Annotated in this window: 19 protein-coding genes; 18 read left to right on the top strand and 1 reads right to left on the bottom strand. The window is 30.8% G+C overall.

Going from position 1 to position 25,986, the window contains the following annotated elements:
- The first annotated feature begins 1 nt into the window (after position 1).
- From RYO54_RS05265 to RYO54_RS05200, 14 genes are all read left to right on the top strand, one after another.
- A complete protein-coding gene (locus tag RYO54_RS05265; RefSeq protein WP_315116420.1) occupies positions 2–1,579 on the top strand; it encodes an FGGY-family carbohydrate kinase in 1,578 nt (525 codons plus the stop codon).
- Positions 1,572–3,305, top strand: a complete 1,734-nt coding sequence (locus RYO54_RS05260; protein ID WP_315116418.1) for an FAD-binding oxidoreductase — start codon at positions 1,572–1,574, stop codon at positions 3,303–3,305. Before RYO54_RS05265 ends, RYO54_RS05260 begins: the two co-directional genes overlap by 8 nt.
- 239 nt (positions 3,306–3,544) lie before the next feature.
- Entirely contained in the window at positions 3,545–5,068 is a 1,524-nt protein-coding gene (locus tag RYO54_RS05255; RefSeq protein ID WP_315116416.1) for a cell wall-binding repeat-containing protein, read from the top strand.
- A 353-nt stretch (positions 5,069–5,421) separates the two neighbouring features.
- The gene (locus tag RYO54_RS05250) at positions 5,422–6,369 is read left to right on the top strand and encodes an ABC transporter permease subunit (RefSeq protein ID WP_315116415.1); all 948 of its coding nucleotides are present in this window, start codon (positions 5,422–5,424) and stop codon (positions 6,367–6,369) included.
- Positions 6,366–7,154: an ABC transporter ATP-binding protein gene (locus RYO54_RS05245; RefSeq protein WP_399549078.1), complete on the top strand. Its 789-nt coding sequence runs from the start codon at positions 6,366–6,368 to the stop codon at positions 7,152–7,154. The genes RYO54_RS05250 and RYO54_RS05245 overlap by 4 nt, the downstream gene beginning before the upstream one ends.
- A gap of 29 nt (positions 7,155–7,183) precedes the next feature.
- Positions 7,184–8,179: an ABC transporter substrate-binding protein gene (locus RYO54_RS05240; RefSeq protein ID WP_315116413.1), complete on the top strand. Its 996-nt coding sequence runs from the start codon at positions 7,184–7,186 to the stop codon at positions 8,177–8,179.
- An 11-nt stretch (positions 8,180–8,190) separates the two neighbouring features.
- Positions 8,191–8,355 carry a hypothetical protein gene (locus RYO54_RS05235; RefSeq protein WP_315116411.1) on the top strand — a complete coding sequence of 55 codons (165 nt, stop codon included), beginning with the start codon at positions 8,191–8,193 and terminating at the stop codon, positions 8,353–8,355.
- 393 nt (positions 8,356–8,748) lie between these two features.
- Positions 8,749–10,587 carry an LTA synthase family protein gene (locus RYO54_RS05230; protein WP_315116531.1) on the top strand — a complete coding sequence of 613 codons (1,839 nt, stop codon included), beginning with the start codon at positions 8,749–8,751 and terminating at the stop codon, positions 10,585–10,587.
- Between the two features lie 130 nt (positions 10,588–10,717).
- Positions 10,718–11,359, top strand: coding sequence for an undecaprenyl diphosphate synthase family protein (locus RYO54_RS05225; protein ID WP_315116409.1), 642 nt, complete (start codon positions 10,718–10,720; stop codon positions 11,357–11,359).
- A gap of 424 nt (positions 11,360–11,783) precedes the next feature.
- Entirely contained in the window at positions 11,784–13,193 is a 1,410-nt protein-coding gene (cysS, locus tag RYO54_RS05220; RefSeq protein WP_315116407.1) for a cysteine--tRNA ligase, read from the top strand.
- A gap of 383 nt (positions 13,194–13,576) precedes the next feature.
- Positions 13,577–15,487 carry an endonuclease MutS2 gene (locus RYO54_RS05215; RefSeq protein WP_315116406.1) on the top strand — a complete coding sequence of 637 codons (1,911 nt, stop codon included), beginning with the start codon at positions 13,577–13,579 and terminating at the stop codon, positions 15,485–15,487.
- 197 nt (positions 15,488–15,684) lie between these two features.
- On the top strand, positions 15,685–15,852 hold the full coding sequence (locus RYO54_RS05210; RefSeq protein ID WP_315116405.1) for a zinc-ribbon domain-containing protein: 168 nt from the start codon (positions 15,685–15,687) through the stop codon (positions 15,850–15,852).
- 113 nt (positions 15,853–15,965) lie between these two features.
- Positions 15,966–16,832 carry a DMT family transporter gene (locus RYO54_RS05205; RefSeq protein ID WP_315116404.1) on the top strand — a complete coding sequence of 289 codons (867 nt, stop codon included), beginning with the start codon at positions 15,966–15,968 and terminating at the stop codon, positions 16,830–16,832.
- Positions 16,833–17,407: 575 nt separating this feature from the next.
- The gene (locus RYO54_RS05200) at positions 17,408–20,197 is read left to right on the top strand and encodes a DEAD/DEAH box helicase (protein ID WP_399549095.1); all 2,790 of its coding nucleotides are present in this window, start codon (positions 17,408–17,410) and stop codon (positions 20,195–20,197) included.
- A gap of 280 nt (positions 20,198–20,477) precedes the next feature.
- Here RYO54_RS05200 and RYO54_RS05195 read toward each other — a convergent pair whose 3' ends face one another.
- Positions 20,478–21,710, bottom strand: coding sequence for an aminopeptidase (locus tag RYO54_RS05195; protein WP_315116401.1), 1,233 nt, complete (start codon positions 21,708–21,710; stop codon positions 20,478–20,480).
- A gap of 299 nt (positions 21,711–22,009) precedes the next feature.
- Between RYO54_RS05195 and RYO54_RS05190 the strand changes: the two genes are divergently transcribed.
- The 4 genes from RYO54_RS05190 (at position 22,010) to RYO54_RS05175 (ending at position 25,914) form a co-directional block, all read left to right on the top strand.
- Entirely contained in the window at positions 22,010–22,546 is a 537-nt protein-coding gene (locus tag RYO54_RS05190) for a sigma-70 family RNA polymerase sigma factor (RefSeq protein WP_315116400.1), read from the top strand.
- Positions 22,536–23,984, top strand: a complete 1,449-nt coding sequence (locus RYO54_RS05185) for a DUF4179 domain-containing protein (RefSeq protein WP_315116529.1) — start codon at positions 22,536–22,538, stop codon at positions 23,982–23,984. The genes RYO54_RS05190 and RYO54_RS05185 overlap by 11 nt, the downstream gene beginning before the upstream one ends.
- 106 nt (positions 23,985–24,090) lie before the next feature.
- Positions 24,091–25,239, top strand: a complete 1,149-nt coding sequence (locus tag RYO54_RS05180) for a sensor histidine kinase (RefSeq protein ID WP_315116398.1) — start codon at positions 24,091–24,093, stop codon at positions 25,237–25,239.
- A gap of 24 nt (positions 25,240–25,263) precedes the next feature.
- Positions 25,264–25,914: a response regulator transcription factor gene (locus RYO54_RS05175; protein ID WP_315116396.1), complete on the top strand. Its 651-nt coding sequence runs from the start codon at positions 25,264–25,266 to the stop codon at positions 25,912–25,914.
- Positions 25,915–25,986 lie beyond the last annotated feature (72 nt).

The following is a 25,986-nucleotide window of genomic DNA, read 5'->3' as shown; positions in this document are numbered from 1 at the left end:
TTTGGAACCACTGGTAGTGTCAATTGATTGTGGAACTCAAAGTGTAAGGGCATTACTTTTTGATAAATATGGAGAACTTAAAGGTAAAAAAAAGGTTGAATTTGAGCCATATATTTCGAAAAACCCAGGATGGGCAGAACAGGATCCAAAGGTTTACTATAATGCTATATGTTCTGCCACCAAAGCATTGAAGGAAGAAGTAGAAGACTTGTGGCAACAGGTTATAGGAGTATCTATAACCACCCAAAGAGATACCTGTGTAAATGTAGATATAGATGGAGAACCATTAAGAAATTGTATACTGTGGCTTGATCAGAGAAATGCTCTTTGCACAGAAAAATTTTCTGTGGGGAAAAGACTTGCCTTTCGTACAGTAGGGATGAATGAAGCAGTAGATATAACCATGAAAAAAAGCAAATCTCATTGGATTAAAGAAAACCAGCCTGAAATATGGAAAAATACCTATAAATACTTAATGCTTTCAGGCTACTTAAATTATAAATTAACAGGGAAATTCATTGATTCCATAGGAAATCAAGTAGGACATATTCCCTTTGATTATAAGAAAAAGCAGTGGCCTCAATCTGATAATAGTTACAAATGGCATCTCTTTGGAGTGGAAAGGGAAAAGCTACCGGAATTAGTTGAGGTAGGTGACATAATAGGAAAAATAACAGAAAAGGCATCAAAGGATACGGGGATAATTGAAGGCACAGCTGTAATAGCATCAGCCTCAGATAAAGCTTGCGAAACATTAGGAAATGGATGCATGAGTTCTGATTGTGCTAGCATAAGTTTTGGCACCACTGCAACAGTACAAACCACCTCTAAAGAATATTTTGAACCAATTCCTTTTATGCCTGCTTATCCAGCTGCAATGAAGGGATATTATAACCCTGAAGTAGAGATATTTAGAGGGTATTGGATGATAACTTGGTTTAAAAAAGAATTTGCTCATAGAGAGATGATTGAGGCACAAGAGAGAAATATACCTCCAGAAGAGGTTTTAAACGAAAAGCTTATAGAAATACCTCCAGGATCTCAAGGACTTATGCTTCAACCTTATTGGACACCAGGACTTAAAATGCCTGAAGCCAAAGGAGCAATAATAGGCTTTAGTGATGTCCATACCCGTGCACATATATATAGAGCCATAATTGAAGGAATAAATTATGGATTATTAGATGGCATAGATAAAATTGAAAGTAAATCTCATAAGAAGATTAATAAAGTTTTTCTATCTGGAGGAGGTTCTCAAAGTGACATTATATGTGAAATAACATCGGACATGCTAAATAGACCTATATACAAGGCTCAAACTTATGAAACATCTGGTCTTGGTGCTTCAATTATAGCCTTTGTAGCTTTAGGTATTTATGAGAACTATAATGAGGCTGTTAAAAATATGGTGAATTATATAAAAGATTACAAGCCTAATAGCAAAAATGTAAAAATATATTCCCAACTTTATAATAACGTGTATCAAAAGATTTATCCTGCTCTTAAGGGACTTTATAAGGAGATAAGAGAGATAACAGGGAATGAGAATTTAAGTAAGGAGGATGGGTGTAATGAGTAAAAATAATAATGATTTCTATCCAGATTGGCATAAAGAAGCACCTCCAGAGGGGAGTTATCGTTCTATATTAAAATGGGGGGATCCTAAAGAGTTTAAACATCCTAACAAGAAACTTTATGGACTTATGAAAAAAACCTTTAATATGACCGATGAAGATTTTAAGACCAAGCAGAAAATGGGTCTTGAGAAAGTAGATTTTGATAAACCTATAAAACTTAATGAAACACAAGTAAACAAATTCAAAGAAATGCTTGGTGAAGAGAATGTTAAGATGGATAGTTACTCCAGACTTCAAATTGCTTACGGAAAGACTATGTTTGATTTAATGCGACTTAGGCAGGGTATTGTAGAGAATATACCTGATTTAGTATTACACCCAAGGAATAAAGAGGACATTATAAATATAGTAAAATACTGCAACGATGAAAAAATTGCGGTATATGTTTATGGTGGAGGATCTTCCGTTACCCGTGGAGTTGAGTGTATGAATGGCGGAGTTTCTCTAGATATGAGAGTTCATATGAATAAGGTTGTAAGTTTCAATGAAGTAAATCAAACTATTACAGTACAAGCTGGAATGAGTGGACCAAAACTTGAGGAAACTTTAAATAAGGCACCAGAAAATTTTAATGCCAAAATAAGATATACCTGTGGACACTTTCCTCAATCCTTTGAGTATTCGGTTGTAGGAGGATGGGTGGTTACAAGAGGTGCAGGTCAAAACTCAACCTATTATGGCAATATTAAAGATATGGTTATAAGTCAAGAATATGTTACTCCAATAGGAATTATAAAGAGCGATGAATACCCTGCTAATGCCACAGGGCCATCAATAGATGAAATAATGATGGGAAGTGAGGGGGCCTTTGGTATTCTTGTAAATGTAACTTTAAAGGTATTTAAATATATGCCTGAAAATATAAAAAGATTTAGTTATATATTTAAAACTTGGGAAGATGGAAGAAATGCAGCTCGTGAAATAATGCAGGGACAATTCGGATTTCCATCTGTATTTAGATTATCAGATCCTGAAGAAACAGATGTAATGCTGAAGCTTTATGGTGTAGAAGATACGGTAATTGATAAGCTTATGGCTATAAAGGGATATAAGCCCATGGAAAGATGTATTTTCCTTGGATTTGCAGAAGGAGAGAAGGATTTTGCAAAGTTAGTAAACAAAAAAGTTCATAAAATATGCAAAAAATACGGCGCTATGTATACAACAGGTTATGTGACAAAGGCTTGGGAACATGGAAGGTTTAGAGACCCATATATGAGGGAAGATCTTCAAGATTATGGCATAATGACGGATACTTTAGAGTGCTCTGTTAACTGGGATAATATGAAAGAAGTTCATGAAGGAGTTAGGAAGTTTTGTAAAAGCAGGCCTAATACTATATGCATGACTCACATGTCCCATGTATATCCACAGGGAGCAAATCTTTATTTTATATTTATAGCTAAAATGAATGAGATCAGCGACTATATAGAGTATCAATCAGGTATATTGGACAATATACAAAAATATGGAGCTGCTATGAGCCACCACCATGGCATAGGCAAGATGACTGCACCATGGCTAGAAGGTCAGATTGGAAGCAATCAATTAGAATTATATCGTGCATTAAAGAAGCATTTTGATCCTAATAATATTATGAATCCAGGAGGGACTTTAGCTTTAGATCTACCTGATGAAAAGAGAAAATTTTTAAGAAAAAAATGGTGATATGAACAATTAGAGTATGGAGATATTAAAGAAGTAACTAATTTAGTTAATTTAACTAAGTTAGTTACTTTTTATTTTAAATCACTAAAATATTTAATAAAATTTTAATAATTTCCTTAGAACTCAATGTTTTCAGTATATGGGAAATAGGTGCGCATGCTGTTACCACTAAATACCAGAAGTAATAGTTAAAATCTGTGCTACAATAAAAAATATATAATAATGAGGGAGGAATATTAATGACCTTAAGGAAAAAATTATTAGTATTTTTATGTTGCTTTTTCGTTGCACTACATATGCGGGATAGTAAGGCATTTGCGGCTCCCACAGTAGAGAGGTTTGGAGGAAATGATAGGTATGAAACCTCCATACAAGTTTCTAAAAATAATTGGGAAGTTTCAAACTACATAATACTAGTTTCAGGCGAAGATTTCCCAGATGCTTTAAGCGCAGCGCCCTTATCGAAAAAGTATGATGCACCAATCTTGTTAACCAGAAACTCTTCTATAAGTAAGGAAATGACAGAAGAAATAAGAAGACTAAATGCAAAAAATGCCTTTATAATAAGTGGACCTGGCGTTATATCTGAAAATGTAGAAAAACAGTTAAAGGATATGGGCATAGAGTCTACACGAATATATGGAGCGGATAGATATGAGACAAGTGTGAAGGTAGCAGAAGTCTTAGGTACATATAATGATATATTCATAGCTTCAGGTGAGGATTTCCCAGATGCTGTATCAGCGGCACCGATGGCTGCTATAAAGGGAGCCCCCATACTTCTTACTAGGTCTAAAAAGTTACCAGATAGTGTTGAAAAATTTATTACCACTAATAATGAAAGCAATTATTATGTTGTAGGTGGGGAAGCTTCTGTTAAAAATGAATCTATCCAAAATATTAAAAATTTCAAAAGATTAGGTGGACAAAATAGGTACAAGACTAATGAGGCGGTAATTAGTGAGTTTTTAAATGCAATTACTTTTGATAGTACTTACATAGCAAATGGACTAGCTTTTCCTGATGCCTTGTCTGGATCTGCAGCAGCAGCAAAAACATTATCCCCTATAATCTTAGTTAGCAATTCTTATGATATGAAAAATTCTTTGCTAAATTCCAAATTAGAGAGCATATTTAATATGAAAGTATTAGGAGGAACTGGGGTAATATCTAATGAACTATTAAATAAAATTTTAAATGGAGGGTCCATAAAAGTGCTTTTAGATCCAGGACATGGTGGATATGATCCAGGAGCAGTAGGACCTACTAAAAAGCTTGAAAAGGATGTAACTTTAGCTATAACACTTAAGGTTGGAGAAATACTAAAAAGTAATGGTATTGATGTTATATATACAAGAAATAGTGATAGAGTATCTTGGCCTTCAAATGAGGCAGCAGATCTTAAAAAACGTGTTGAAATAGCTAATAATGAAAATATTAAATATTTTATATCTATACATGCCAATAGCGCTTCTATTCCAAGCGCCCATGGTACGGAAACCTATTATTCACCAGGTAGTGTACAAGGTCAAAAATTAGCAGGAGCAATACAAAGTCGACTTGTAAATGCTATAGGATTGTATAATAGAGGAGTTAAAACTGCAAATTTCTATGTTCTTAACTACACAAAAGCACCAGCGGCTCTGGTAGAAGTGGCTTTCATAAGCAATGCTACTGAAGAAGCGCTCTTGGTTAACAATGATTTTCAAAATAAGGCTGCCAAAGGTATTGCTGAAGGCATAATAAAAGCTATACAAGAATAATAAAGCTTAATAAAGCTTCAATACACTTAAGAAGTAGGGGGATTCTAAAAGAATTTTCCTGCTTTTTTATAATACATATAGACGTAAAAGATATTAATCCCATAGGAATATTAAAATATTTTTTAAAAATCGTTGACAAAGCTGTGACAAATATATATAATTTTTCTTATAAGGAAAACATAGTAAACATATATTAATTATAATTTGATATCTATAAATTATACATATTTATGAGGAATAATAATATTTACCAGAAATCAGCTTAAAAATAACTAGAAGCTGAATTAATTTTTGTATAAATACCTAGTATTCATATAGGATATATATATATAAAGTTTAATGGAGGGTTCTACATGAAAGAGAAACTTAACTTTAAAATCTTTTACCCAATGTTGTCAGTTATAGTGACAATTTTAGTTAGTAAGTTGCTGCCAAATAAACTTGTAGTTTACAAAATAGCATTTTGGATACCTGTACTTATTGGAGTGACGTTGATATTTATAGTATTAATTATGACTTCTCTTAAATATTTTTCTTTAAGATATTGGTTAGAGGAAAAGTCTCCACTAATTACAGCAATTATATTATTTTTATCTCTATGGGAGATCATCACAGCTAAATTGTCTATATTACCTTTACCTTATTTTCCAGCACCAGGACAAATCGTAGATGTGATTATAACGGATTGGAAGATGCTTTTATTGAGTGCACTATACTCTTTAAGGATGCTATCCATAGGATATTTAATAGGAGCTTTATTAGGATTAGTAACGGGTACTATGATAGGATGGAGTCCTAAATTAAATTACTGGATTTCACCCTTACAAAAGATTGTTGGGCCAATACCTGCAACGGCATGGATTCCAATTGCTATGACAGTATTTCCTACAAGCTTTACTGCAAGTATATTTATAATTGCTTTAGCAGTGTGGTTCCCAGTTACTGTTATGACAAGCTCTGGTATTGCCAATGTACGAAAGTCATATTTTGAAGTGGCTCAGACATTAGGAGCGGATAAATCATACCTAATATTTAAAGTGGCGCTTCCTGCCGCATTGCCAAATATTTTTATTGGCTTATTTATGGGACTAGGAACCTCCTTTGTTACATTGATAGTAGCTGAAATGCTTGGTGTTAAAGCAGGTCTTGGTTGGTATATAAACTGGGCTCAAGGTTGGGCAGAGTATAAAAAAGTATATGCAAGTCTTGCGGTTATGTCCTTATTGTTTTCAACAATTATAAGCTTATTATTTAAAGTTAGAGATAAGGTGCTTATATGGCAAAGGGGGTTAATTAAGTGATAAATAGTGAAGGAAGAATAACACTAGATAAATTAAGTTGTGAATTTATAAACCATGAAAAAAATAAAATGTTAGCTTTAGATGAAATAAATTTAACCATTGAACCAAATGAATTTGTGTCAATAGTAGGCCCCAGTGGATGTGGTAAATCTACTTTGCTTAGGATAGTTGCAGGGTTACAAAAGCCCACTACAGGGAAAGCGCTTTTAGATAATGTTGAAATTCTTGGGCCTGGTCATGAGCGTGGATTGGTGTTTCAAGATCCTACTTTATTTCCATGGCTTAATGTGCATGATAATATTGCCTCAGGATTGGTTGCTAGAAAGGTATATAAGCAAAAACAAGAGGAGGTCAATAAGTATATTGAACTTGTAGGGTTAAAAGGATTTGAAAAAGCTTATCCTCATCAATTATCTGGAGGAATGGCGCAGCGTGCAGCTATTGCAAGAGCACTGGTTAATCATCCTAAGGTATTGCTTTTAGACGAGCCCTTAGGAGCCTTAGATGCCTTTACTCGCATGTATATGCAAGATGAACTTTTAAGAATTTGGCAGGAGCGTAAAAATACAATGGTTTTGATTACTCATGATGTAGATGAAGCGGTATATCTTAGCAATAGAATAATAGTTATGTCCCCACGACCAGGCCACATTGTAAAGGACATAAAGGTAGATATGAAATATAAGAGAAAAAGAAATAGTGAAGAATTTATACTCTTACGTAATGAGATTTTAAAATTGTTAAACTTTGTTAAAGAAGAGGAAGAAATTAATTATTATATATAAGATTATTTTATTATTAGGGGGAGTGCATTATGAAAAAAAGTATTTTAAAAATTTTAAGTACATCATTAGCTATTACTTTATTATTATCAGGTTGCAGCAATGGTAGTAGTGAAAAGAGTAAAGGATTAAAGAAAAATGCTGAAGGGTTAACGGAAATCACATTAGGTACCTATAATGGAACTTGTGAAGCACCCTTATATGTTGCCATTGAAAAAGGCATTTTTAAAAAGCACGGATTAGATGTAAAACTTGTTAATATCAATGCTGAAACTCTTAAAGAAGGGTTAGCTTCAGGTAAAATAGACGGAGCTCAAATTTCACCAGGTATGTTTAAGGGAATTGAGCAAGGATTAGATATTAAACTAACCAACGGAGTACACACCGGCTGTATTCAAGGTGTTGTTCCGGTAAATTCACCGATTAAATCAGTTAGCGACTTAAAGGGGAAGAGAATAGGTGTAGATTCAATAGGAGGAGTGCCTATGGTGCTTTTATCTATTGAATTAGGTAAAGCTAATATTGATGCTAAAAAAGATATAGATTGGAGAGTATATCCTCAAGCACAGCTTCAACAAGCTTTAGAAAAGGGAGATATAGATGCATTTGCCGCTTGGGATCCCTATGGTGCTCTAGCTGTATTGTCGGGTAAGGCAAGAAAGATATTCGGAAATGCAAATAATGAAAATGGCGAAATGGATAATTATTGCTGCTATACAGGAGTAAGTGGAAATATAGTTAAAAACAATCCTGAAATAGCTAAAGCTATTACTGAAGCTTGGGCTGAAGGAACAGATTGGGTACAAAAGAATCCAACAGAAGCAGCTAAGATTACTATTGATAATAAATATGTAAGTAGCGGTGATGAGGTTGAAAACAGCAAACTTCTTGGTGATTATGAGTTCATAGGAGACAAAAATAAGGCAAAGGCTGATTTTACAAAAACTCTTGAAGAGATGAAAAAACAAGGTATACTTGATGAAAAAACGGATGTAAATAAACTTGTTAAAGATGTATTTGTAGAATAGAGATGGTAGTTGTGAGTAAAAGGAAGTTAGTTAGCGTAATATTTATAATCCTTATGGTTGTAGGCATTGTTTTTGTATATGGTTATTTATATAAATCAAAATATAGTAAAGCAAGTGAATTACCTAAAGGAGGCATTGAGCAGACAGGTAATACAGGAGCTGGATGTTGTAGATAAATAAGTAAATAAAATTTTTATTATCTATTAAAACGTATTGTTTTTACAATGCGTTTTTTTAGAGTTTATGATTTGTTTACAATATTACACTATTGATGTCATTTAAATCAAATAATATAATAACAAAGGAGTATGATTTATTAATGTATTTTTCAGCTAATAATGGCATAGTTTTAAGCAGGGAAAAAATATTAGACTATATTTGTTTACAATTTATTAATAATACTGTTATAGAAATGTCACTTTTAACTAGTAGCATTAATTAATGTATATAAAAGTGTATATTGATATTAACTTTGAAGACGGGAGAAAGAAATGGATAATAAAAATATAGTGGAATACAATTCACAAAATACCTTAAGCAACATTTGGTTAAATATAAAACAACAATGGATGCAGCACTGGGAAGTAGTTTCTTTTTTTATTATAGTAACAGTTAAAGTTTTGTATTATGGAAAGCAAATTTCACCAGAATTTTTTAATATTTTATTTTTGCAACCGCCAGTTATGGCTTCAATTTTACCTATTGTAGCTATTGGATATCTGTTTAAAAATAATGGTAGAAAAAACTTTTTTTATATAATGAATATAATTATTACCTTGATTTTATTTGCAGATACGGTTTATTATAGATATTTTAAAGATGTTATTTCTATAGCAGCAGTAAGGGACAGCTTTCTACTTAAGAGTGTAGCATCTAGTGTGGGAGCTTTAATAAAACCTATAGATTTTCTATATTTCTTAGATATAATTTTACTTATTCCCTTAATGAGAGTGATGAAGAACATAGAAAGAAAAGAATTTAAATTTAAATTGAGATTTATGATATTTATAGTTATATTTTCTTTAGGGGTTGCCTTTGATGGAGGATATATTTATAAATTATCAAAAGATCAGCCTTTGTTAATCAAAACCATGAGCAATAAACTTTATTTAACAAAGGTTTTAGGGAATATTAACTTCCATGTTTTAGATAGTTATAATTTTGTTACAAATAAAATAAATAGATCAAAGAAAATTCCCCAGGATAGAAAAGAAGAAGTTCAATCTTTTTTAAAAGAGAAAAGTAAAACTAACAGGGTAAATCTTGCTGGAGAAGGTGAAGGGAAAAATTTAATTGTAATACAGGTAGAAGCTCTGCAGCAGTTTGTAATAAATAAAAAGGTAAATGGAGAAGAAATTACTCCAAACCTGAATAAGTGGATAAATAAAAGTATGTATTTTGATAACCTTTTTTATCAAGTAGCTAGTGGTAACACCTCTGATGCAGAATTTATGGTAAACAATTCTTTGTATCCAGCAGCTTCAGGAGCGGCTTATTATCAATATACAGGGAACACTCTTAATTCATTGCCTAAGGCCCTAAAAGAAAAGCAATATCAAACAGCTGCTTTTCACGGATATATAGAAGGCTTTTGGAATAGAAACGTTATGTATCAAACAGAAGGTTTTGATAAGTTTTATGGAGAACATAGCTTTGAACTAAATGAAAAAGTGGGATTAGGGCTTAGTGATGAATCCTTTTTTAATCAATCCTATGAAAAGATTAAAAATCTAAAGCAACCATTTTATTCCTTTATGGTGACTTTAAGCAGTCACTTCCCTTATGATGGTGGGGAGGGCTATGGAAACTTCCAGGCAGAAGATTATGAAGACACTTTGCTAGGAAATTATTTTAGAGGAATCCATTATACTGACAAGCAATTAGGAATGTTTTTAGATAAGCTTGAAAAAGATGGGATGATGGATAATTCAATTATTGTTATTTATGGAGATCATAGTGCTATTCCAAAAGATTATGCTGAAGAGTTGTATAAATTTGAAGGGGTTGATAATCCTACAGATTTAGATTGGTATCAATATCAAAAAGTACCTATGTTAATACACTTTCCTAAAGATGAGCATAAGGGTGTTAATAGTACCTATTCAGCACAAATGGATGTGTATCCAACTTTAGCAAATTTATTTAATTTGCCTAATAAATATATGCTAGGGAAGGATATATTAAACTCATCTGAAAGCACAGTGATTTTCAGGAATGGTTCTTTTACTGACGGAAAGATCTTTTATATTTCATGGTCCAATCAATATTATGATATAGCTTCAGGGGATGTAATACCTGAAACTGAAGAGTTAAAAAAGATTAAAGAGAAGGCTTTAGAAGAATTGAGATATTCTGATGATATCTTGAATTATAATTTAATAAAGACTTATGAAAATAAAACTCCATGATAAACTAATCCCCTGATAAAGAAATCAGGGGATTTTTAATTTTGTCTTTATTTTTGAATTAGTTTTAATAATAATGCTAATAATACATAGGAAAACATTTATTATATATGTAAAAGTTGAGGTGGTCGACATGAAAATACCAAGTCACATAGGAATAATACCTGATGGGAATAGAAGATGGGCTGAAGGGAAAGGTCTATCCAAAGAAAAAGGATATGACCAGGGAATTGACCCAGGTCTTTTACTATTTAAATTATGTCAAAAGGCAGGAGTTAAAGAAGTAACTTATTACGGATTTACCGCAGACAATACTAAAAGGCCAATGGAACAGAGAAAAGCTTTTACAAAAGCTTGTATAAATGCAGTAAACATACTCTCGAAAGAAAATGCTTCTCTTTTGGTGGTAGGAAATACAAAATCACCTATGTTTCCAGAAGAATTAATTCCTTATACTGAGAGAAAAATTTTTGGCAATGGCGGAATGAAGGTTAATTTTCTGGTGAATTACAGCTGGAAGTGGGATTTATATCAGTTAAAGAAATCAACTTCTTTAAGTAACAATATAAATAATCAAATTCAATCAAATGATATTTCTAGAGTAGATTTAATCATACGTTGGGGAGGAAGAAGAAGATTAAGTGGATTTTTACCAGTTCAGTCTATATACTCAGATTTTTTTGTTGTTGATGATTACTGGCCAGATTTCAATCAAAAACACTTTTATGATGCACTAGATTGGTACGACAATCAAGACATAACTCTTGGAGGATAAAATTCATAAGTTCCTTAAATCAAAGTAGGTAAAATGGTTTTATAATAAATTTTAAAATACAAATAAAATAAACAATTATTATAAAGAATGCTATGAATTTTCTTATAAGCATTGTATAATAAATATATAAAATAAATTTGGAGGGTATTTACAATGATGTATTGTTGCTGTTGTTGTTGTTTAAGTAATTTAATATGTAAAAGAATAAATAACAACGGATCTGCGTGCATTATATAATCCTATATCCTTTGAGTTTATAGTGTAATTACTCTATAAATTTAATATATTGATATTTAAACTGCAGGTCATACCCTGTGGTTTTTCTGTTTTAGAGAAACCAGGGAAATCTGCAGTTCTTTTATTTTATTCATATCAAATTAACCAAGAAAATGATAATTTAATTATGTAAAAGGAAGTGAAAAGAATGGATTTTAAAATTTATAATACTTTGAGCAGAATTAAAGAAGAATTAATCCCAATAGAAGAAGGGAAGGTGGGGTTATACACCTGCGGACCTACAGTTTACAACTTCGCCCACATAGGTAATTTAAGAACCTATATATTTGAGGATGTACTAAAAAAATCCTTAACTTATTTGGGATATGAAGTAAAACATGTGATGAATATTACAGATGTAGGTCACTTAGAATCTGATGGAGATTCTGGAGAGGACAAAATGGCTTTAGGGGCCAGTAGAGAAAAGAAAACAGTATGGGAAATAGCTAGATTTTATGAGGAAGCCTTCTTAAAGGATTGCCAAGAACTAAATATAGAGGCTCCTTCAGTAACTAGCAGGGCAACAGAACACATAGAAGATATGATTCAGTTCATTAAAATATTAGAGGAGAAAGGTTTTACCTATATAGCTAATGGTAATGTTTATTTTTCTATAGATAAATTTGAAGATTATAATAAATTAGCTAACCTGACTTTAGAAGAATTAGAAGCAGGAAATAGAGTTGAGGTTGATCCTTATAAGAAAAATCCTTTGGATTTTGTATTGTGGTTTACAAACTCAAAATTTACTAATCAAATAATGCAATGGGAATCTCCTTGGGGAAAAGGCTTTCCAGGATGGCATATAGAATGTTCTGCTATGTCAATAAAATATTTAGGGGATAGAATAGATATTCACTGCGGAGGAGTTGACCACATTCCTGTACACCACACAAATGAGATAGCTCAATCAGAAAGTGCTTTAGGCCATAAGTGGGTTAACTACTGGATGCATGGAGAGTTTTTAGTGCTAAACAAAGGAAAGATGTCAAAATCTAGTGGGGATTTTCTTACTCTATCAAGGTTAGTAGAAGAGGGGTATAGTCCATTAGATTATAGATATTTTTGCTTACAATCTAGATATAGAAAGCAACTATTATTTAGCTTCGAGAGCCTTGAAGAGGCAAGAAAGGCACTGAAAAAACTAAGAAACAAAGTAAATAATATAGTGAAGAATAAACTTGAGGATGAAAAGATAGATGAAAATAAAATATATAATTATAAGGAAAAGTTTTCTTTCCAAATAAGTGATGATTTAAATTTACCTAACGCTTTTACTGTTTTAGAAGAGGTAATAAAGGAAACGACTTTAAATAATAATGAGAAAGCTTACCTTATTGAAGATTTTGACAGAGTGTTTTCATTAAATCTTTTAAGTGAAGAAGAAACAAAAGAAATCTTAATCGATGAAAAATGGGTTGAAGGGCTTATAGAAGAAAGAAATACTGCAAGAAAAAATAAAGATTGGGCAAGAGGGGATGAAATTAGAGAGATTTTATTGAGTAATAATATTGAGATTATTGATTCTAAAGAAGGAACCACTTGGAGAGTTAAATAAAATCTATTGACATTTTTAAGAGCGTAGAATAAACTAGTATGAGATAGGTTTGAAATAAGAAAGATGAGGTGCTTTATGCGCGGGGTAGTATCAGAATAGACATGTTTTTGGTGAATAAATCTGAAAAAAGGTATATAAAATGCCTTTATTTGCTATAGATTTATTTAGAGATAATATGAAGATACTAAGTCCACGTATAATGTACTTTAATATATTAAAGGATAGTTTATTTAGGCTGTCTTTATTAAGGTGTGATTTTGAGCTGTGGAAGTATCCACAGCTTTTATTTTTACTCCAAACCTATCCTTCGGAGCGTATCTTCATGGAGATTTATAAAATCAAGGGAAAATTTCTATAAATTTTTGTGAAGGAGATATTTAAAAGTGAATAATATTACATTTGAAAAATTACAATACAATGAATTAAAAGAATTGATAAAATCTTATTGCGTAAGCGGTTTAGGAAAAGAATTAATAGATAAGTTAGAGCCAAGTAATGACATTAAGGTTGTTCAAAAAAGATTGAAGGAGACCAGTGAAGGTAAAAATTTATTAAATACGACAAATCACATACCCTTAGAAGGGTTATTTAATATAAAGGCCGCCTTAGAAAAGATTGAAAAGGGTGGAGTTCTATCAGGAGAAGAGCTTACCATAGTTTCTGATTTTTTAAGAGGATGTAGAAAAGTTAAGCAGTTTATGATAGATAAAGAGGCTTATGCTCCTACATTAAGTTCTTATGCAGCTTCAATCGCAGGAATGAAGACTATAGAAGAGGAAATAAATAATTCCATAAAAGGAAATACTGTGGATTCTTCTGCCAGTAAGGAACTTAGGAGAATAAGGAGGCACATAGAAAATACAGAAAGTAAAATTCAAGAGAAATTAAATAAGTTTCTAGCTTCCAGCGAAAACAAGAAGTATATACAAGAGTTTTATATAAGTAAAAGAAATGATAGATATGTAATACCAATAAAAGCTACTTGTAAAAACCAGGTTGATGGGGTAATAGTAGACACTTCATCAAAAGGCTCAACTGTATTTATGGAACCAAACTCCATTGGAAAATTTAATATTGAATTAGTAGCACTAAAATCGGAAGAGGCTTGTGAAGTATATCAAATTTTATCATACCTAACTGGGTTAGTTTATGAAAAAATTAGAGAGATAAAAATTAATTTAGAGCTTATGGGACAGTATGATATGGTATTTGCAAAGGCAAAATACAGTAATAGTATTAGCGGTATTGAGCCTAAGGTAAATGATTATGGATATACCAAGATAATAAAAGGAAAACATCCATTGCTAACAGGAGAGATAGTTCCTCTAAATTTTGAAATAGGAAGGGACTATAGAAGTTTAATTATAACTGGACCTAACGCAGGAGGAAAAACCGTGGTATTAAAAACCTTAGGACTGCTAACATTAGCACTTCAATCGGGATTTCATGTAAGTGCAGCTAAGGACTCGGAGTTTAGCATATTCGATAGAGTATTTGTAGATATAGGAGACAACCAAAGCCTAGAAAATTCTCTAAGCACATTCTCTTCTCATATAAACAACTTAGCTCAAATTATGAAAGAGGCAAATAGAAGAACTCTTTTACTATTTGATGAAATAGGAACTGGAACAGAACCTAATGAGGGAGCAGCTCTTGCTATTTCTATATTAGAGGAATTTTATCATATGGGATGTATAACTATAGCCACAACTCACTATGGAGAGATAAAAAAGTTTGGAGAAAATCATCCAGAGTTTCAAAATGCATGTATGCAGTTTAACCCTGAAACTCTAGAGCCTCTATATAAACTAACCATAGGGAAATCAGGAGAAAGCAATGCTCTTTGGATAGGAAAGAAAATGGGATTAAAAGAAGGAGTGCTAAAAAGAGCAAAGGGCTACATTGAAAAAAAAGATTATAACCTTGATTTAGTAAAAAGAAGTAAGATAAAAACAGAAGATGTAATTATTGAAGCAGAGGAAAATACTGAAGAAAGTTATAAGTATAAAATTGGCGACAAGATAAGACTACTAGATTACAATGATTTTGGAATAGTTTATAAAGAAAAAGATGAACTTAATAATATAAAAGTACTATATGGAAATAAAATAATTGAAGTTAATATAAAAAGAGTAGAACTATTTTTAGAAGCTGAAAATTTATATCCAAAAGATTATGATTTAAACAGCTTATTCACTAGCTATGAGGAAAGAAAGCTGAAAAGAGATATTGAAAGAGGTTCTAAGAAAGCCTTAAAGAAAGTACAAAAAGAGATGAGAAGAAAGGCTGATTAACTTAAAATAATTAAATAAAAACTATTTTCAAATTATCTATTGCATATTTAATATATAAGTGATATACTTATCAAGCGCTGGTAGTTAAGTTAATTATTAGCAAGAGATTTAATATGATGAATAATATTTCCTCTTTTTTTTAAAAGGTTAGATTAATCAACTTTAAATCTTAATATTGAAAAAGGAGGAATGTTGAAATGGCAGATAAGAATATAACTTGTAAAGATTGCGGAAATGAATTCGTATTTACAGAATCAGAACAGGATTTCTACAAAGAAAAAGGATTCGAAAACGAACCACAGAGATGTGCTGACTGTAGAAGAGCAAGAAAACAACAAAACAATAACAGAGGATTTAGAAGATAATAATATTTGCTAAATTTACCCCATAAGAAGTAATTCTTATGGGGTTTGTTGTTATGCCAAATTGAAATATGATAGAATAGAAGAAATTTGACTTGTTAAAGGGGGACTTATTCATGAAGCCAGATTTAAAAATAATACTATCAATGGCCATTTTTGGGAGCATAGGCCTATTTGTAAAAAGCATTGATTTACCTTCTATTGAGATGGTATTTTTAAGAGCTCTTATTGCTAGTGTTTTCTTATTGATTGTGAAGACCATAGCTAAAAGAAGACAAAGAGAAGAAGAAAATAAAGAAGAAAATAAAGAGGATAATAAGAAAAACGTGATTTTACTTATAATTTCTGGATTTGTCATGTCATTTAATTGGTTATTTTTATTTCAAGCCTATAAATATACTACTGTAGCTAACGGCACCTTAAGCTATTATGCTGCACCTGTAATTGTTGTATTGCTTTCGCCTATTGTATTAAAAGAAAAGTTGACGGTAAAAAAGTTAGCATCAGCAATGGTGGCTATGATTGGACTAGCTTTAATTGTTATGAATCAACCCCAAAGTAGTGGTGGTAACTATGTTCATAGTAAAGGAATTGCTTATGGAATCTTGGCTGCTACACTATATGCCACTGTAATTTTACTTAATAAATACATTAAAAATTTTTCCAGCTATGATAGAACCTTTATACAAATTTTTATAAGCACTCTTATATTAACTCCAATTGTAATATATAGAGGAAATTTATATATAAAAGATATCAATTCATTAATAAATATATTAATATTAGGTGTAGTTCATACTGGTGTAGCATATCTATTGTACTTTTCTGGTATTGAACATGTGACAGCACAAAGGGCGTCCTTGCTAAGTTACATAGATCCTATATCAGCTTTGGCTTATGGTACTATATTTTTAGGAGAACCATTAGGTATATATCATATAGTAGGGGGACTTATGATTATACTTTCTACACTAGATATATAATAAAGGTATTTTAAAGAAAGAGGTATGTTAATTTCTTTCTTTTTTTCTTTATAGTAAAATAGATATTGGATATAATCATAATTAGTAATGCTAAGAGGAGGAATGGACTTTTGTTTGACATAGATAAAGTAGTTGTTAAGAGAGCAGCAGGGGATCTTATATATGCTAGAGGTATTAGATGTTACAATAATAATTCCATTTTGAGCATAGAGGGGAAAATAGTTAAAAGATGGGGAAATACTGCTTTAGAGATCAATTCTAAAGTTCTTTCTTCTAATGGAATTAAAGAATATGATACCCATGTAGAAATTATCAATGGAAGTAATTATTTTACATGTGGTTGTGATTGCATGTATGTAGGAAAGGTTTGTAAACATATAGTATCCGCAATTCTTCATTTCATTGACAATAAGGAGAGAATATTAAAAAGTTGTGAAATGAGGAAAAGTGAAGAGATACTAAAAAATATTAAAGAAAGCTTCTTAGAAGATAGAGGCATTATAAATAAAAGATATTTAAATACTAGCTATAAGCTAGACTTTTCTATGGGATATGGTGGTTTTGTAACCTTTGAAATGAAAGTAGGAGAAAAGAAAGAATATGTTGTGAAGAATATAAGGGAATTCATAGAAGGGTTAAAATTTGAAAAAGAAATTTATTTTGGGAAAGGATTTACTCTAGATTCTAAGATTCATAGTTTTAGGGAAGAAGATGAAGACATAATAAATTTGTTGATGGATATTTATGAAAATGATAATATGATTCAAAATATAAGTCATTATACAGATAGCAGCGCTAAGATAATGAAAGGTAAAAAAGTATACCTTACAGAAAATAATTTAGAAAAGGTACTCAACATTCTCAAAAATAGAACCATAGGATTAACCATGGATGATAATGATTTAGGGGAAGTGCCCATAGTAAATGAAGACTTTTTTATAGATTTTAGTTTGAAATTAGAAGAGGATAAGGTATTTATAAAGCAGGTTTCAGAACTACCAACCTCCCTAAGTGAAGGTAGTAATTATTTTTTCTATGAAGGAAAAATATATATACCTTCGGAAAGTTGGGTTAGAGCTTATAGAGTACTATTTAATACTTTTATAAATGAAAAAACCATGGAGATCAGTTTCAACGAAGATTATAATGAAGAAATAGCTTCCTATGTACTTCCGCTATTAAATAAGATAGGTAGGAAGGTAGAAATAGAAGAGAGGTTTAAGGATAGATTTTATCAAGAACCTTTAAAAACCTCTATGTATTTTGATAAAAATGAAAAAGAGATCTCATGTACTATAATTTTTAAGTATGGAGAAATAGAAATAAATCCTTTAATAAAAGAAGAAAGAGGAAAAGAAAAAATATTAGTTAGAAACATAGATGAGGAAAATAAAATTATAAATATTTTAGAAGCTTTTTCTTTTAGAAAGGGTAGGGAAGCTTATCTTTTAGAAAATGAAGATGAGATATTAGATTTCATGTTAAAGGGAATGGAACTTCTTCAAGAATTGGGAGAGGTTTACTACTCAGAGGAATTTAAAAATATGAGAATATACTCTTCCTCAAATTATAAATCTACTATTAGATTAAATGAAGAAAATTTATTGGAGTTCACCTTTGATATTGAAGGTATAGATAAAAGTGAGTTAAAGGATGTATTCCAATCTTTAAAAGAAAAGAAAAAGTATCACAGATTAAAAAAAGGCGGCTTTATTTCTTTATTAGAAAATAATCTCCACCATGTACTAAATTTAATTGAGAACTTAGATATAAAAGGTTCTCAATTAGAAAAGGATAAAATCCTACTATCTAAATATCAATCTGTGTATTTAGATTCTTCTATTAAGGATAATAAACTAGATTTTATAGAAAGAAATAAACCCTTTAAAGAGCTAGTGAATAGCATTAAGGATATAGGAGATATAGATATTCAAGTACCTAGTCATTTGAAAGCAATAATGAGGCCTTACCAGAAATTTGGATTTAAATGGTTTAAAACTTTAAGCAGTTGCGGTTTTGGAGGCATTCTTGCAGATGAAATGGGACTAGGTAAAACTCTTCAAACTCTAGCTTTTATAAAATCTGAAGTGGAGGAAAATCTTCAAGATAGGCGTCCTTCTATAGTAATTTGCCCAACTTCTTTAGTGTACAATTGGGTAGATGAAGTTAATAAATTTGTTCCAGAATTAAAGTATGTTGTGGTGTCTGGAAGTAAAGAAGAAAGAGAAAAAAGCATTGAAAATATTAAAGAAACGGATTTGGTCATTACCTCCTATGCTCTTATAAGAAGAGATTTTGAAGACTATAAACATATAAAATTTAGCCATTGTTTTTTAGATGAAGCTCAAAATATAAAAAATCCTCAATCCTTAAATGCTCAAGCAGTTAAAAGCATAAGGGCGGACCATTCTTTTGCTTTAACTGGAACACCTATAGAAAATTCCCTGACAGAGCTATGGTCTATATTTGATTTCATTATGCCAGGATATTTACTCACTCATAGAAAGTTTTCTCAAAAATATGAGATGCCTATAGTGAAAAACAAGGATGAAAAAGCTTTAATTGAGCTGAACAGAAGGATAAAGCCATTTATTTTAAGAAGGCTAAAAAAGGATGTAGTTAAAGAATTGCCTCCTAAAATTGAGCATAACGTAATAGTAGATATGGAGGAAGAACAAAAAAAGATTTATGCCTCCTTTGCCACTCAAGCTAAAAAGGAATTTAGTGAGGAAATAGAGGTAAATGGATTTAATAAAAGTAGAATTAAAATACTATCTTTAATTACAAGATTAAGACAGATATGTTGTGATCCTAGCACTTTTATAGAAAATTACAATGGAGGAAACGGTAAGATGGAGGCTCTTTTAAATATAGTAGAGAACTCCATAGAAGAAGGGCATAGAATACTAATATTTTCTCAGTTCACCTCTGTTTTAAAAAATATATCACAGAAGTTTAAGGAAAATAACATTACCCACCTCTACTTAGACGGAAGTATAAAAAGTGAGGTAAGAGGAACTTTAGTAAAGGATTTTAATGAGGGGAAGGTTCCAATATTTTTAATATCTCTCAAAGCAGGAGGTACTGGATTAAACTTAACCTCTGCGGATATAGTAATTCATTTTGACCCATGGTGGAATCCAGCCGTAGAAGAGCAAGCTTCAGATAGAGCTCATAGAATAGGGCAGAAGAAAACCGTGGAAGTTATAAGACTCATTGCAAAGGGAAGCATAGAAGAAAAAATTTATAAAATACAAGAAAAGAAGAGGGGAATAATAGGAAAAATTATGGATGAAAATTCTGGAGAAGAAATTTTGATATCCAATATGGGAAAAGAGGAAATAGAAGAAATTTTTGCATTATAGTAATTGTAAATTTTATCCGATGACTACCATTCGTAATACTCTCATCGCACTCTGTGAAAGCGATTTAGAGTTCTTATGCTGTGCATAACGGATGCTACGTCCCTGGATAAGTTCTTCTAAGCTTCAGTTGGAGTAAGTATTCCTTTTAAGCAAACTCCATCTGAAGCTAAGAATCACTTGATTTGGCATACTGATAACCCCGTGTATTTAATTATGTTTGAACTTTTATATACTATGGAAATTATCAGTGTGCCATATTTATTTTTTGGTAGTCAACTAATTAAAAAGCCCAGTTTCCATTCCTAAATACAGGAACTTCTTTACCCTCATGGGTTATTCCTATGATGCTTAAGTCTTTAGTTCCTACCATAAAGTCTACGTGAGTAAGAGAATCGTTAACTCCTGATTTTTGTAGCTCTTCGTTGCTCATATTTTCTCCATCTTTTATGCATACAGGGTATGCTTTTCCTATAGCAAAATGACAAGAAGCATTTTCATCGTACAATGTATTGAAGAATATAATATTAGAATTTGAAATAGGAGAATCATAAGGAACTAGAGCTACTTCTCCTAAGTAGTGTGAGCCTTCATCGGTTTCTATAAGGGTTTTTAATGATTCATAACCGTGTTCTGCTTTATAATCTACAATTTTGCCATCCTTAAAGGTTATGAAGAAGTTTTCAATTAAGTTACCATTATAGTTAAGAGGTTTTGAGCTGGCTAAAGTCCCATTAACCCCAGTTTTTAAAGGCAATGTAAATACTTCTTCTGTAGGCATATTAGCTATAAATTCAACTCCTTCAGGTGTAAAATCTCCACCTCCAAGCCATAAGTGATCTTCTGGTAATTCTACTTTTACATCTGTGCCAATGGAGTTTTTGTATTGAAGATATTTAAAGTTATTAGAGTTTAAAAAATCTAAGCTCTTTTTTAAATTTTCCTTATGTTCATCCCAAGCAGCTACAGGATCTTCTTTATCTACTCTTACTATTTTAAATATAGCATCCCAAAGCTTTTCTACTGCTTCTTCTTCACTTATTCCAGGGAATACTTTTCTAGCCCAAGATTTTGTTGGTATGGATATTATAGACCATGGATTTTTATTGCTCATAAGTCTTTCTTGATGTTCTCTTAGTGCCATGCTTGCAGTTTTTTGAGATTTTGCAATTCTATTAGGATCCACTTCTTTTAAGACTTCAGGATCAGAAGCAGAAATACTTAAGAATGCAGCTCCACTTCTACTATAATGGAGATAAAAATCCTTTTGCCATTGAGGCATCTCTTCGAATATTTCTTCAGGAGCTTTTAGATATCTAGTTTTTGATAATAAATCATCCTTCCAATTTAAAACTACGTCCCTTGCTCCTTCATCATAAGCCATATCTGCAATTAATCTTACAAATTCAACACATTCTACGGGAGCAGATATAACAAGAGTTTGCCCCTTTTGTAAATTAACCCCTGTTTTAACAGCAAGACCTGCGTATTTTTTTAGAATTTCGTTATGTTCCATTTTAAAACCCCTTTCCAATGTTTTTATTAATTTAATATTTAATAATAAATAATTTAATTGCAAAGTTAATAGAAATTATTTTATCTATGGTTAGCTTCTCACTTTTTACTAATAATTAACCAAAGTTTTACTTAGATAAATATTACCATAAAATCATGAAAATATGTAGTTATAATATATTGTGAACGGAATTCAAAATTATAGAGTCTTAGTATATGATATTAATTTTAAATGGTGCACTATTTTAAAAATTAATATATGATTTAAAGATATGTGATTTAAAGAAATGAGGGAGAGTTTTGGACAACGAGGTAGAATCCTTAGTAGAAAAAGCTAAGAGAGGGGATGAAGATTCCTTTATTAAGCTAATTGAAATGTACAAAAGACTTATGTATAGCATTGCTAAATCCATGATAAATAACAATGAAGATATAGGGGATATAATTCAGGATACTATATTTAAAAGTTATAAGAATATAAAAAAATTAAAAGACCCTAAAGTATTTAAATCCTGGTTAATGAGAATTCTTATAAATAATTGTAATGACTTTATAAAAAAGCATAAAAATATAGTTAGTTTAGAAGAAGTAATTGAAAAAAATGAGATTTGCCAAGGGATGGAAATGGTGGAGCTGAGGCATATAGTCAATAACCTACATAAAGATTTAACTATGGTTGTAGAACTTTATTATATTCAAGACATGGATATTAAAGATATTGCAGAGTTAATAGAAGTACCAGAGGGAACGGTTAAATCTAGATTATATAGAGCAAGAAAAGAATTGAGTAGAGCTTTATCGGACAGGAGTGATAGATTTGAAAGATATGTTAAATGATGAGAGTTTAAAAGAAATTCTTTCTAAAATAAATACAGAGGAGCTACCTAGCGAAGTAGATAAAAAAATAACTGAAAGTTTTAAAATTATAAAAAGAAAAAAACTTAATAGAAGAGTAGTAAAGTATATATCTGCAGCATCCATAGCACTATTAACGACAGTAACAGGAGTTGTTTTATATAGTAATCCAGCATTAGCTAATCAAATTCCCATATTAAACACATTGTTTAAAGAAGAGAAACTATCTAAATATTCTACAGCAATAGAAGCAAAAGCAGAGGACAAGGGTATGGAATTAAGTGTTAAAGAAGCTACTTATGATGGAAATGATTTATATATAGCATATATACTTAAAAGTGATAAACCATTAAAATTTAAAAATGAAGATGATTTAATAACTATACTACCACATAGGTACAATGGCAGAGATATAAAATTTGTTGGAACGGAAAGCCATGGATGGACTTATCTTGGCAATGAAAAAATCGATGATTATAATTTTATAATTAGGGAAAAGCTTAGTTTAAAAGAATTCAGCCTGCCTAAATTTGAAATAGGAATAGAGCAAAGAATAAAAAGAATAGCGGGAGTTGAAGGAGAATGGAACTTAAGTTTTAAAATTGACTTAGATAGTATGAATGAGAAAATACGCCAAGTAAAAGTAGATAGAAATATGAATTATGGTTATGGAAAACTTAAGATCAAAAGCATTAACATTAGTCCTATTAGCTCAAAAATTATTTTCTCTAAATCAAATATAGGATTTAATAAGGATGAAAGCTCTAAAGAACATTTAAAGTTTGAAAATGAATATAAATTTCTTATTTCAGATGATAATGGAAGGGGATTACAAAACACCAGTGGTAGATACTCCTATAACAATGTTAAAACTAAAGGAGAGAGGAAATTTAATATTGCAGAGGATAAACTACCTAGTTACCTAATTTTAACTCCAATAAAGAGACTTTTTCTAATGGAACATGAATATTTTAGAGAGATGGATAAGGATGACATAGAAAAAGGTTTAATTCATCAAGATATTTATAAAAACTATATAAAGCATGGCTCATTAGATGAACTTCCTATAACTATTAATACTAAAAAATTTGGAGCATTAACTATAAATAAATTTGAAGAAAATAAGGAAGATAAATATACAAAACTTTATTTAACCATAGAGGAAGGGAAATTCTTAGAGGTGTTCGATGGTGAAATTGGTATATATGATGAAACTAAGCCTGAAAACAGCAGATATTCCTATTTAGGAAAAAGCCTATTTAAAAGAATAAAAGATAATGAGTATATCATGGAAATAGGAAAATATAAGGGAGAACCTAAACTACAACTGGATAGATTAAATGATTATAAAATAGTCACTCCAGATTTTGATAATTTATACGAAATTGTAGGAGAAGAATTAAAAATAGACCTAGAATAATATTAATTGAGGAGCTATGAATATAAAACTAGCTCCTATTTTTTATTGTGTGGAATTAGGCTATAATATATCTGTAACAACTATTAATAATTGAGGAAAAAAGTGAATGGATAGTAAAAAATTATTAGTCATTATTAGATATATAATCATAACTCTATTATTATCTAGCATAGTCACCTATAGGGAGAATAACATAACTATAAACACTGTAATGGTGATTCTTTTGATTATAGTAAATAATCAAATAAGGTTTTTTATTTTAAATAAAAATACATTGTTGATTTTTCTCTCTATAATAATAGAATGTTTGTTAGCTTTTATGGCATATAAAAGTTATGGAGGGTTACTTATATTTTATTTTTTAATTCCTACAATAGACAGTGCTTTTATGCTAAAGAATAATTTATCTTATATAGAATTAACTATAATTTCTCTACTAGCTGTGTATTCTAGTTATTCCCATGTAGCTTTAAATATAAGTGAACTATTATCCAGTTTATCTGCAATAATTATAATATATTTATTGGTATTTTATATTAAAGAAGAAAACAATAAAAAGATTAAGGCTCAAGAGCTCTACGATAAATTAAGAATTTCTGAGGAGAAGCTAATAAAAGCAAATTTAGACTTAGAAGAATACGCTAGCTCTATTGAAGAATTAACCCTATTAAGAGAAAGAAATAGAATTTCAAGGGAGATACATGATAGCGTTGGACATGCTCTATCCACTATGATAATACAGCTAGGAGCTATAGAGAAAGTAGCTTTAAAAGATGGGAGAATAGCCTCGGAAATGGCCAGTAATCTAGGAGAATTTGCAAAAGGAAGTCTTCAAGAAGTTAGAGGGGCTGTTAGAGCGTTAAAACCTAGAGAATTTAAAGAAAATCAAGGTATGTTACCCATCGAGGAATTAATTAAAAATTTCCAAAAGTTTACTGGGGTAGAAGTGAAATTAAATTATGCAAAAGAAAAATGGATTTTAAATTCAGAACAATCCTTTGTAATCTATAGGGTAATTCAAGAGTTTTTATCAAATTCTTTAAGGCATGGAAAAGCAAGTAAAGTGAATATATTTATAAATTTTAATACAGAAAATATTATATTGACTATGCAAGACAATGGACTTGGAGCGGATAATATAGAAAAGGGCATGGGACTTAAAAGTATATGGGAAAGAGTTCATGAAATTGGAGGAGATGTATCTTATAACAGTAAGAGCGGAGAAGGTTTCCTTTTAAGGGTGGTTTTATTTTAAGTTATATTTAGGGAGAGAGCATATATGAATAAAATTAAGATTATAATTGCAGATGATGAAAAATTAATTAGAGAAGGACTAAAGATAATTCTTTCTAGTTATGATGATATAGAAATAGTGGAACTCTGTAGTAATGGATACCATGCTTTAAACACTTGTAAAGAGAAAGATGTGGACTTAGTGCTTATGGATATTAGAATGCCTGAATGTAATGGAGTACTGGGCACTAGAATGATTAAAGAAGAATTTCCTAAAGCCATAGTGTTGATATTAACTACTTTTAACGATACAGAATATATTCATGAAGCTTTAAAGTTTGGGGCGTCGGGCTATCTTTTAAAGGATAGTTCCTATGAATTGATTTATGAGGGAATTAAAGCTGCAATAAAAGGCAATGTGGTAGTGCATCCAGAAGTGGCCTCTAAAATGATTTCTGACACATGTTTAAAAGAAGTAAATAGCAAAGAAATAATTGAAGAGTACGATCTTACTGATAGAGAAATATTAATTATTAAAGAAGTGGCTAAAGGTTTTTCTAACAAAGAAATAGGAGAAAAATTATATCTTTCAGAGGGAACTGTAAAAAACAAGATAAGCATCATATTATCAAAACTTAATTTAAGAGATAGAACTCAAATGGCAATATTTGCATTTAAAAATGGAATATCAAAGTGACAAAAGTCACTGAACATTGTTACTTAGGACAATATGTAAATTCCCTTAAATATTCTACTATATAATTAGATA

Source organism: uncultured Clostridium sp. (assembly GCF_963515715.1).
Taxonomy (GTDB): domain Bacteria; phylum Bacillota; class Clostridia; order Clostridiales; family Clostridiaceae; genus Clostridium_AW.
This window is presented reverse-complemented; position numbering and strand designations above follow the sequence as displayed.